This is a genomic window from Terriglobales bacterium, from assembly GCA_035487355.1.
Lineage (GTDB): Bacteria > Acidobacteriota > Terriglobia > Terriglobales > Acidobacteriaceae > QIAW01.
Genome location: DATHMF010000034.1, coordinates 100,379 through 109,790 on the forward strand (window position 1 = coordinate 100,379; position 9,412 = coordinate 109,790).

17 protein-coding genes are annotated in these 9,412 nt (G+C 57.2%); all 17 read right to left on the reverse strand.

Going from position 1 to position 9,412, the window contains the following annotated elements; all coding sequences use genetic code 11:
- Positions 1 to 41: 41 nt before the first annotated feature.
- Positions 42 to 581, reverse strand: coding sequence for a 50S ribosomal protein L6 (rplF, locus tag VK738_08580; protein ID HTD22695.1), 540 nt, complete (start codon positions 579 to 581; stop codon positions 42 to 44).
- A gap of 115 nt (positions 582 to 696) precedes the next feature.
- Positions 697 to 1,095 (reverse strand): 30S ribosomal protein S8, encoded by a 399-nt coding sequence (gene rpsH / locus VK738_08585; GenBank protein ID HTD22696.1) that lies wholly within the window; start codon positions 1,093 to 1,095, stop codon positions 697 to 699.
- 401 nt (positions 1,096 to 1,496) lie between these two features.
- On the reverse strand, positions 1,497 to 2,054 hold the full coding sequence (gene rplE, locus VK738_08590) for a 50S ribosomal protein L5 (GenBank protein ID HTD22697.1): 558 nt from the start codon (positions 2,052 to 2,054) through the stop codon (positions 1,497 to 1,499).
- Positions 2,055 to 2,117: 63 nt separating this feature from the next.
- The gene (rplX, locus tag VK738_08595; GenBank protein HTD22698.1) at positions 2,118 to 2,447 is read right to left on the reverse strand and encodes a 50S ribosomal protein L24; all 330 of its coding nucleotides are present in this window, start codon (positions 2,445 to 2,447) and stop codon (positions 2,118 to 2,120) included.
- Positions 2,448 to 2,534: 87 nt separating this feature from the next.
- Complete coding sequence (gene rplN, locus VK738_08600) at positions 2,535 to 2,906, reverse strand: 50S ribosomal protein L14 (protein HTD22699.1); 372 nt, start codon at positions 2,904 to 2,906, stop codon at positions 2,535 to 2,537.
- Positions 2,907 to 3,009: 103 nt separating this feature from the next.
- Positions 3,010 to 3,342, reverse strand: a complete 333-nt coding sequence (gene rpsQ / locus VK738_08605; GenBank protein HTD22700.1) for a 30S ribosomal protein S17 — start codon at positions 3,340 to 3,342, stop codon at positions 3,010 to 3,012.
- A 3-nt stretch (positions 3,343 to 3,345) separates the two neighbouring features.
- Entirely contained in the window at positions 3,346 to 3,705 is a 360-nt protein-coding gene (gene rpmC, locus VK738_08610; protein HTD22701.1) for a 50S ribosomal protein L29, read from the reverse strand.
- Between the two features lie 111 nt (positions 3,706 to 3,816).
- Positions 3,817 to 4,236 (reverse strand): 50S ribosomal protein L16, encoded by a 420-nt coding sequence (rplP, locus tag VK738_08615; GenBank protein ID HTD22702.1) that lies wholly within the window; start codon positions 4,234 to 4,236, stop codon positions 3,817 to 3,819.
- Between the two features lie 122 nt (positions 4,237 to 4,358).
- On the reverse strand, positions 4,359 to 5,024 hold the full coding sequence (gene rpsC / locus VK738_08620) for a 30S ribosomal protein S3 (protein ID HTD22703.1): 666 nt from the start codon (positions 5,022 to 5,024) through the stop codon (positions 4,359 to 4,361).
- Positions 5,025 to 5,069: 45 nt separating this feature from the next.
- Positions 5,070 to 5,534 carry a 50S ribosomal protein L22 gene (gene rplV, locus VK738_08625; GenBank protein HTD22704.1) on the reverse strand — a complete coding sequence of 155 codons (465 nt, stop codon included), beginning with the start codon at positions 5,532 to 5,534 and terminating at the stop codon, positions 5,070 to 5,072.
- 52 nt (positions 5,535 to 5,586) lie between these two features.
- Positions 5,587 to 5,943 carry a 30S ribosomal protein S19 gene (gene rpsS / locus VK738_08630; protein HTD22705.1) on the reverse strand — a complete coding sequence of 119 codons (357 nt, stop codon included), beginning with the start codon at positions 5,941 to 5,943 and terminating at the stop codon, positions 5,587 to 5,589.
- 30 nt (positions 5,944 to 5,973) lie between these two features.
- Positions 5,974 to 6,798 carry a 50S ribosomal protein L2 gene (rplB, locus tag VK738_08635; GenBank protein ID HTD22706.1) on the reverse strand — a complete coding sequence of 275 codons (825 nt, stop codon included), beginning with the start codon at positions 6,796 to 6,798 and terminating at the stop codon, positions 5,974 to 5,976.
- A 53-nt stretch (positions 6,799 to 6,851) separates the two neighbouring features.
- Complete coding sequence (locus VK738_08640) at positions 6,852 to 7,145, reverse strand: 50S ribosomal protein L23 (protein ID HTD22707.1); 294 nt, start codon at positions 7,143 to 7,145, stop codon at positions 6,852 to 6,854.
- Positions 7,146 to 7,172: 27 nt separating this feature from the next.
- Complete coding sequence (rplD, locus tag VK738_08645) at positions 7,173 to 7,841, reverse strand: 50S ribosomal protein L4 (protein ID HTD22708.1); 669 nt, start codon at positions 7,839 to 7,841, stop codon at positions 7,173 to 7,175.
- A gap of 37 nt (positions 7,842 to 7,878) precedes the next feature.
- Complete coding sequence (gene rplC / locus VK738_08650) at positions 7,879 to 8,628, reverse strand: 50S ribosomal protein L3 (protein ID HTD22709.1); 750 nt, start codon at positions 8,626 to 8,628, stop codon at positions 7,879 to 7,881.
- 116 nt (positions 8,629 to 8,744) lie between these two features.
- Positions 8,745 to 9,071 carry a 30S ribosomal protein S10 gene (rpsJ, locus tag VK738_08655; protein ID HTD22710.1) on the reverse strand — a complete coding sequence of 109 codons (327 nt, stop codon included), beginning with the start codon at positions 9,069 to 9,071 and terminating at the stop codon, positions 8,745 to 8,747.
- Between the two features lie 106 nt (positions 9,072 to 9,177).
- Positions 9,178 to 9,412 (reverse strand): hypothetical protein (locus tag VK738_08660; protein HTD22711.1); only part of this gene is annotated, 235 nt, incomplete at its 5' end.

Consider the following 9,412-nt stretch of genomic DNA (forward strand, 5'->3'; position numbering starts at 1 on the left):
TAAATCGAAAATCGTAATTCGTAAATCGAAATTCCTGCTTCTTACTTCGCGCCCGTCTTGCCAACCTTCTTCTTCAGCTTCTCGCCTACATAGCGCACGCCCTTGTTCTTATACGGATCGGGCGGACGCAGCGAGCGCATGTCGGAGGCCACCTGGCCCACCTTCTGGCGGTCAATGCCGCTGACGGTCAAACGGGTCTGCTTGGCGTCAACCGCGCACTCCACCCCGGTAGGCAAGGGAACTTCAATGGGATGCGAATAACCCAGGGTAAACACCACGGTATTCTTGCCCTTCAGCTCGGCGCGGTAGCCAATGCCAACGATCTCCAGCTCTTTCGACCAGCCTTTGGTCACGCCTTCCACGGCGTTGTTCACCAGCGCGCGCACCAGACCATGCACTGCGCCCTTGGAGTCGTCTTCGCGGACAACATGGATGTGGCCGTCTTTCTGCTCCAGCTTCACTCCCGCCGGCACGTGATTATCCACCTTGCCCTTGGGGCCCTGTACGGTGACAACATTGCCTTGCACCTGTACTTTGACTCCCTGCGGAAGTGTTATCGGTTTTTTGCCAATTCGCGACATTTCAAAATTCCTTCTTGTTCTAAACGCCCCATCTTCATTGGCGCTGTGTTCGATCAATGCCGTTTCTAGTTTCTGTTTCCAACTTGAAACTAGAAACCCGAAACTTGAAACTGCTCTACCAGACTTCGCACAACAGCTCGCCGCCCACACCCTGTTTGCGCGCCTGGCGCCCAGTCATGACACCCTTGGGCGTGGTGAGGATGTTGATACCCAATCCTCCCAGCACGCGTGGGATCTCGTTGCGGCCGACATACACGCGGCATCCCGGCCTGGAGATGCGGTTCAGGTTCGTGATCGCGCTCTCGTTGTTGTTGCCGTACTTCAGGTACACGCGCAGAATCTTGTGTCCATCTTCTTCCACTGCTTTGAAGCTGGCGATGTAGCCTTCTTCTTTAAGAATGCGGGCCAGCTCCAGCTTCAGCTTGGAGGCGGGAACATCCAATTTGGGGTGACGGGCGTGGATCGCGTTGCGAACGCGCGCCAGAAAATCTGCCACCGGATCGGTTAATGCCATTTGTATTACTCTCCTCGTCTCGCGCGTTAGCTCCGGATCACCGGAGAACCAGCCGCGAGAAAAACCCTATTGCATAATTTCGCAATTGTGTAACTGCGTAATTGTCTTGCGCTTCAATTACCCGATTACTCAATTCTTTAATCACCAAGAGGACTTGCAAACCCCAGGTATCTCGCCCTTCAGCGCCAGGCTGCGGAAGCATAGCCGGCAGATACCGAACTTGCGCAGGTAAGCGCGCGGCCTTCCGCAAATGCTGCAGCGGTTGTGCTGGCGGGACTTGAACTTGGGTTTTCTCTGGTCCTTAACTCGTTTTGCTGTCGTTGCCATATTTTCCTATTGAGCCATTGCTCCATTGAGTCATCGGGTCATTGTTGTTGCGATGACTCAATGACAAAATTGTCTTACTGCCTAAACGGCATGCCCATGTGCTTCAGCAGGGCGCGCGCCTGGTTATCATCGGCGGCGGTGGTCACAATAGTGACGTTCATGCCCTTCATCTTGTCCACCTTAGCGTAGTCAATCTCCGGAAAGATCAACTGGTCGCGCAGGCCCAGCGTGAAGTTGCCGCGTCCGTCAAAGCTCTTGCTGCTGACGCCGCGAAAGTCGCGCACGCGCGGCAGGGCAACATTCACCAGCCGGTCGAAAAACTCGTACATGCGGTCTCCGCGCAGGGTCACCATGGCGCCGATAGGCATACCCTCGCGCACCTTGAAGGCGGCGATGGATTTCTTAGCGCGGGTGATCACCGGCTTCTGGCCGGCGATCTGGCCCAGTTCGTTCACCGCCGGGTCCAGCACCTTGGCATTCTGCGTGGCCTCGCCCAGCCCCATGTTGACCACGATCTTGTGCAACCGTGGCACAGCCATCGGGTTCTTCAGCTCAAATTCTTTCATCAGCGCGGGCGCTACTTCCTTCTGGAATTTTTCTTTCAAGCGCGCGTTTGTCTTTTTCTCTGCCATAAATTTCCCGTATTCCCTTCACGGTCTCGGAGTGGTTACCGTTACGTGATTTTTTACTTGAAACTATTTGTCCAATGTCGTTCCGCAGCGCTTGCACACGCGGTACTTGTGGTCGCCTTTTTTCTCGTGGCCCACGCGCACCGGCCCACACGAAGGGCAGACCAGCATGACATTGGAGACATGGATCTTGCTTTCCTGCTCGGCAATGCCGCCCTTGATATTGCGCTGCGGGTTGGGGCGCACATGTTTCTTCACCATGCGTACGTGCTCCACCAGCAACTTGCCTTCTTCAGGAAAGACGCGCAGCACGCGCCGCGATTCCTTGTCATCCTTGCCGCGTCCGGCGATGACCTTCACCATATCGTTCTTTCGAATATCAATTCGTGTGCTCATTGTCAGTTCTCTTTACCTGTCGCTTTAGACCTGTTCAACATCCTGCCTCGTTACTGAGTACTGAGTACTGAGTACCGAGTACTGTTCTCAAAGCACTTCCGGCGCCAGCGACACAATCTTCAAAAATTTCTTGTCACGCAACTCACGGGCCACCGGACCAAACACGCGCGTGCCCACGGGCTCTCCCGCATCGTTGATCAGCACCGCGGCATTCTGGTCAAACCGGATATAGGTCCCGTCCCTGCGGCGATGCTCTTTGCGGGTACGCACCACAACCGCTTTGACTACCGTTCCTTTTTTGGTCTGCCCATCGGGTGAAGCCTCTTTTACGGCGGCGGTGATCACGTCGCCCAAGTGGGCGCGCAGGCCAGTTCCGCCTCCTAAGGGCAGAATCATTTGCAGCTTGCGGGCGCCCGAGTTATCGGCCACCTCCAGCATCGATCTCATCATCACAGACATAAATTCAACTCCACGCTTCGCTCGGGGCTTTTGCCGCTCCGAGGTACAGGCTTAAAAGCCCTGAAAATTTCGCAACGTCGCTAAAAGATCGCTGCTTGTAAAACTAAACCGCGGTTTCGCCTTCTGCTTCGCGCCCCGGCACCAGCGCTGCACGCCGGATCACTTCCGTCAAACGCCAGCGCTTCAGCTTGGAGAGCGGCCGGGTCTCTTCGATGCGCACGACGTCTCCCAGGCGAGCGGTGTTCTGCTCATCATGCGCGTAAAACTTTTTCGAGCGCGAGATTACGCGGCGGTACATGGGATGCGCCCTCTGCCGGGTCACCTCCACCACGATGGTCTTGGCCATTTTGGTGGAAACCACATTTCCCACTTTGCTGTTGCGCCGCGACTGGCTCTTTGCCGCGTTCTGCTGTTGTTCGGACTGATGTTCAGCCATGGCTTACTTCTTCTCCGATCTCTTCTTGCCCGCGGTTTTTTTGCCCGCAGACTTGGCCTTGCTGTGTGCGATCGGCTTTTTCGCCGCCGCGGCTTTCACTGGGGCCTTTTGCGCTTTCTCCGCACCTTCGCCGGCCGGGGCCTTCTGCGCAGCGCTGGGTGGATGGACTTCGATCCCCAACTCGCGCTGGCGCAAAATGGTTTTAACCCGGGCAATATCCTTGCGCAGGTCGCGCAGCTTCTTCAGGCTCTCGGTCTGCCCCATCTTCAACTGAAAGCGCAGGCGGAAGAGCTGGTCGCTTAACTCCTGCTCCTGGTGCCGAAGCTCTTCCGGCGTGTTGTTCCTTAACTTTTCTGCATGCATAAGATTTTCTTTGTAAAACCCCTGACGACTGCATTTTCAGTTGCCAGTTTTAATTCGCAGTTGCCGTTTCTTTCTCCCACAGGCAAGCGGCAACTGGCTCGCGCCAGATGCCTACGCGTGAATGGTCTCCCGCGATACCAGCTTGGTGCGCAGCGGCAGCTTGTGTGACGCCAGCCGCATGGCCTCAGCCGCGTCGGTCGCATTCACGCCTTCCATCTCAAACAGAATCTTGCCTGGCCGCACCACCGCCACCCAGTGATCGGGTGCTCCTTTGCCTTTACCCATACGGGTTTCAGCCGGCTTCTTGGTGATGGGCTTGTCGGGAAACAACCGGATCCAGATCTTTCCGCCGCGCTTGATGAAACGCGTCATGGCCACACGACTGGCCTCGATCTGCCGGTCGGTGATGTAACCCGGTTCCAGGACTTTCAATCCGTAATCGCCAAACGACAGCTCCGAACCGCGCCAGGCCTTGCCCCGCCGGCGTCCGCGCTGTTGCTTGCGGTACTTAACTTTTTTTGGCATCAACATATTGCAAATTCCTCTAACTGGTTCGGACTGTCAGCTCTTAAGCTGTTAGCCTTTAGCTCTTGGCTTCTATGCAAAGCCTTGCTCCCAGTCCTCACTGATTACTGAGTACCGGGTACTGAGTACTAAAACACGCTTTTATCGCCCTGCGGCTCCCGCTTTTTCTGGGGAAGAATTTCGCCGCGATAAATCCAGCACTTCACGCCGATCACGCCATACGTCGTGCGTGCCTCCGAGAAGCCGTAATCAATGTCAGCGCGCAAGGTATGCAGCGGCAGCCGGCCCTGCAGGTACCACTCGGAACGGGCGATTTCGTTGCCGTTCAATCTCCCCGAGACCCGCACTTTGATTCCTTTGCAGCCGAAGCGCAGGGCCGAATCCACCGACTTGCGCATGGCCCGCCGGAATCCAACGCGCTTTTCCAGTTGCAGCGCAATGGATTCGGAAACCAGTTGCGCATCCAGCTCAGGCTTGTGCACTTCCAGGATGTCAATAAAGACATCGCGCGAGGTGCGCTTCTGCAGCTCGCCCTTGAGCTTGTCAATCTCGGCGCCTTTGCGGCCGATGATGATGCCCGGACGCGCCGTGCGGATGATGATGCGCAGCTTGTTGCCGGGGCGCTCGATCTCAATCGAGCTCACGCCCGCCGCTTTCAGCTTTTCCTTCAGCTCCGCCTTGAGCTTGTAATCTTCCAGCAGGAGCTTGTTGTAGTCGCGCTCTACGAACCAGCGCGACTTCCACGGCTTGGTGTAGCCGAGGCGGAACCCATAAGGATGGACTTTTTGACCCATAATCTGCTTCTCTCCGGAGGCGCATTCGCCGCACCTCCTTCAAAACTATTTCTTGGCCGCCGCTTTCTTGCCGGCCGTCTTGCCTTTGGCTTTGGCCTTGCTCTTCTCCTTAGCGGGCTCTTCTTCACCCACTACGGTGGCCAGGGCTTCACGCGTCTCCGCGTGGCGCTCTGCCAAAGCGATCTCGATATGCGCCATGCGACGCTGGTAACGGAACGCGCGTCCCTGTGGCGCCGGACGAATGCGCTTCAACCGCGGACCGTCATTGGCAATCGCCCGCTTGACGTAGAGGTTGTCCACATCCACATCCACGCCCTTTTCGCTGCTCAGGTAGTTGGCGTTCTCCAGCGCTGAGCGCAGGACCTTCTGAATATCGGGCGCGATTCCCTTTTTAGTAAAAGTCAGGGTATTCATCGCCTCTTCCACGCGGCGGCCCTTGATCAGGTCCAGTACTAACCGCGCCTTCTGCGGCGAAACCCTCGTAAACCGTGCTTGCGCTGTAAATTCCATATTGAACTCTTCCGTCTTTACTCGAAACTTGAAACTCGAAACTCGAAACTACCTAAGCCTTCGGTGCTGGCGCCGCCGGAGCTGCTGCCGGAGTTATTGCTCCCGGTCCACCCGGCACTCCCGCCGGCCGGGCCGCAGTTTCCGTGGCCGCCTTCATCGAGTGCCCCTTGAACACGCGGGTATGGCTGAACTCGCCCAGCTTGTGTCCCACCATGTTCTCGGTGATGTACACCGGAATAAACTTGCGCCCGTTGTGCACCGCGATCGTGTGTCCCACCATCTCCGGATGGATGGTCGAGCGGCGCGACCAGGTGCGCAACACTTTCTTCTCATTCCGCTTGTTCATGTCCTCAATTTTGTTGAGGAGGTGGGTATCGGCAAACGGCCCTTTTTTTGTTGAACGTCCCATAATTTAATTCTCTGTTCTCAATCGTCGCTTTTACTTGGTGCGACGGTTCACAATAAATTTGTCAGTCCGCTTGTTGTTGCGCGTCTTGTAGCCGCGCGTCGGCTGTCCCCAGGGCGTCACCGGATGGCGTCCGCCTGAAGTTTTTCCTTCGCCGCCGCCATGCGGATGGTCCACCGGATTCATGGCCACGCCGCGATTCACCGGGCGACGGCCCAGCCAGCGCGTGCGTCCCGCCTTGCCGATGGAAATATTTTCGTGGTCCAGGTTTCCCACCTGGCCAATCGTCGCCATGCAATCCACCAGCACCTTGCGCGTTTCACTCGACGGCAGCTTAATCAGCGCCCAATCGCCTTCTTTGGCAACCAGCTGTGCTGCGCCGCCGGCGGAACGCACCATCTGCGCGCCCTTGCCCGGCTTGAGCTCAATGTTGTGCACCGTGGTGCCGGGCGGAATGTTGCGCAGCGGCAGCGCGTTGCCCACCAGGATGTCGGCATCGGCCCCGCTGACAATCTTCTGCCCGATCTTCAGCCCCTGCGGCTGCAGGATGTAACGCTTTTCGCCGTCGGCGTAGCTGAGCAGCGCGATGCGGGCCGAGCGATTAGGATCGTATTCAATCGAAACCACCGTCGCCGGCACGCCGGCTTTGTCGCGCTTGAAATCAATGGCGCGCAGCTTGCGCTTGTGTCCGCCACCGCGGTGCCACAGCGTGATATCACCGGCGTTGCGCCGTCCGCCGGTGCGCAGCTTGATCTTGGTCAGCGGCTTATGCGGCTTGTCGGTTGTGATGTCGTCGTTGACAATCTTCGATTGAAATCGCAACGACGGTGTCATCGGTCTGTATGTCTTAATCGCCATAAATTCTTCTCTCGTAGAGACGTAACTTGCGACGTCTCTAGAAGCTCAGCTTCCTACAAATTTTGTGCGTACTCCGGCATCTTCTCGCCGGCCTTTAACTTCACGTACGCCTTCTTCCAATCGGGACGATAACCGGCATAGCGCCCCCTCCGGCGTTCCTTCCCCGGAAAGTTCGACGTCCGCACGCTGTGCACTTTCACCTTGAAAATCGTCTGCACCGCTTCCTTGATCTCGTTCTTGGTCGCCTTGGGCGCCACTTCAAATACCAGCGTCGCAGCGGTTTCCTTCGCGCCCAGTCCCTTTTCGGTAATCACCGGTTTATGAATGATCTGATATGCACTCTTCATGGTCTTTTACGCTTCGCGTTTACCTGACTACGCGACCTCTGCTTTCGACTTGGATTTCGGTGCCGCGGCCTTGAGCGCATCCTGCAACTTTTCCAGCGCCGCCTTAGAGAAGATCGCGTGCTCGTGGCGCAACAGGTGATACGGATGTACCTGGTTGCCCGAAACCACTTCCACGCCCTCCAGATTGCGCGCGCTCAACTCCAGGTTGCGGTTGCCCTGTTTGGAGGTAGCTTCCACCAACAGCGCCGTCTTTTCCACCTTGAGCGCATCCAGCGCCTCGCGCACCTGCTTGGTCTTGGCCTCTTTCAGCTCAAAATCGGAGACCACAATCAGTTTGCCGTCGGCCACCTTCGCCGCCAGCGCCGAGCGCAACGCGCCCTGCAGCTTCTTGCGCGGAAATTGATAGTCATAGGAACGCGGCTGCGGGCCGTGCACCGTGCCGCCATGCCGCCACAGCGGTGAACGGATGCTGCCCACGCGGGCGCGTCCGGTGCCCTTCTGTCGCCACAGCTTTTTGCCCGAGCCGGAGACCAGCTTACGGTTCTTGGTGGCGTGGGTGCCTGCGCGCAGCGAGGCGCGATAGTGTTTCACCGCTTCCCAAAGCAGGTCTTCGTTGATCGCGCCGAAAACTTCCTCCGCGAGGTCGAATGATCCTACCTTCTTGCCGCTTAAATCGTGTACGTCAATCTTTGCCATAAAAATCTCTCATAGAGACGCAGCTTGCTACGTCTCTCTACTTCTTACTTTTCCCTGCGGCCGCCTTCTTCGCCGCCTTCAACGGATCAATCGTGGTCGCTCCGGCAAATCCACGGCGCTCACGCGGAGGCTTCCTGGCTTTGTTGATGACCACATAGCCATCCTTGGGTCCAGGCACAGCGCCTTCCACCACCAGGAGATTGTCATCCTTGTCAATTCCCAGGATGCGCAGGTTGCGCACCGTGACCCGGTCCACGCCCATGTGCCCCGACATGCGCATGCCTTTAAACACGCGCGAAGGAAACGCCGAGGAGCCGATCGAACCGGTAATTTGGAACATCGAACCGTGCGACTTGGGACCGCCGGCAAAATGGTGCCGCTTGACGACACCGGTAAAGCCGCGCCCCTTGCTGGTTCCGATCACATCCACGAATTTCTCGCCGTCAAAAATGTCCACCAGGACTTTGTCGCCAACCTTTACGCCGCCAGCCTCGCCGTTCTCGCCCTGCGCCTTCGCGCCATCGGCTTCCACGGTGACCTCACGAATGAACTTCACCGGAGGCAGGTTGTGCTTGGCAAAATGTCCCTTCATCGGCTGGGTCAGGCGCGACTCTTTCACGAACTCCACCAGGCCGATCTGCACTGCCTCGTAACCTTCTTTGGCAGCGCCCTTCTTCTGCGTAATCACGCACGGACCGGCCTGCAGCACGGTGACCGGGCGCACATCGCCCTTGTCATCAAACATCTGCGTCATGCCGACCTTTTTTCCTAAAATTCCGTTGACCATAATTTTTTCATCCTCATCATCCCTGCCTGCTTCCAGAGGGACTGCCGGTTCTTCCGTTTTTGCTAATGGCTAAGAGCTAAGAGCTAACAGCTAAGATCTGCGGCGCTTCGCGCCGCTTACTTATGCGCCTTATCGAAGGCCTTGATCTCCACATCCACGCCCGCGGGCAGGTCGAGTTTCATCAGCGCATCCACCGTCTGCTGCGTGGGCTCGAGGATATCGAGCAAGCGCTTGTGCGTACGGATCTCGAACTGCTCCCGTGATTTCTTGTCTACGTGCGGGGAACGCAGCACGCAGTATTTGTTTTTCACCGTGGGCAGTGGAATCGGTCCTGCCACCTGGGCGCCCGTGCGTCTCGCGGTTTCTACGATCTCGCCCGTGGATTGGTCCAGAATGCGGTAATCGTAAGCCTTCAGTCGAATACGAATTCGTTGTCCTACCATTTTTCTTCTCTCAAAGATCTTGCGGTGTGATTGACCCGCGGTTAAATTTTCTTCTGTCGCCCACGGATTCGATAATTCGAATATCCGCAGTAAGCCTTTGCTTGGTTTACGCCAAAACTTCCGAGATGGTTCCGGCGCCCACGGTCCTGCCGCCTTCGCGGATCGCGAACCGCAAGCCCTTTTCCATCGCCACCGGCGTGATCAGCTCAATCGTCAGCGCCACGTTGTCCCCCGGCATCACCATCTCCGTGCCGCCCGGCAACTCCGCCACGCCCGTCACGTCCGTCGTACGGAAGTAGAACTGCGGACGGTAGCCCTTAAAGAACGGCGTATGTCTGCCG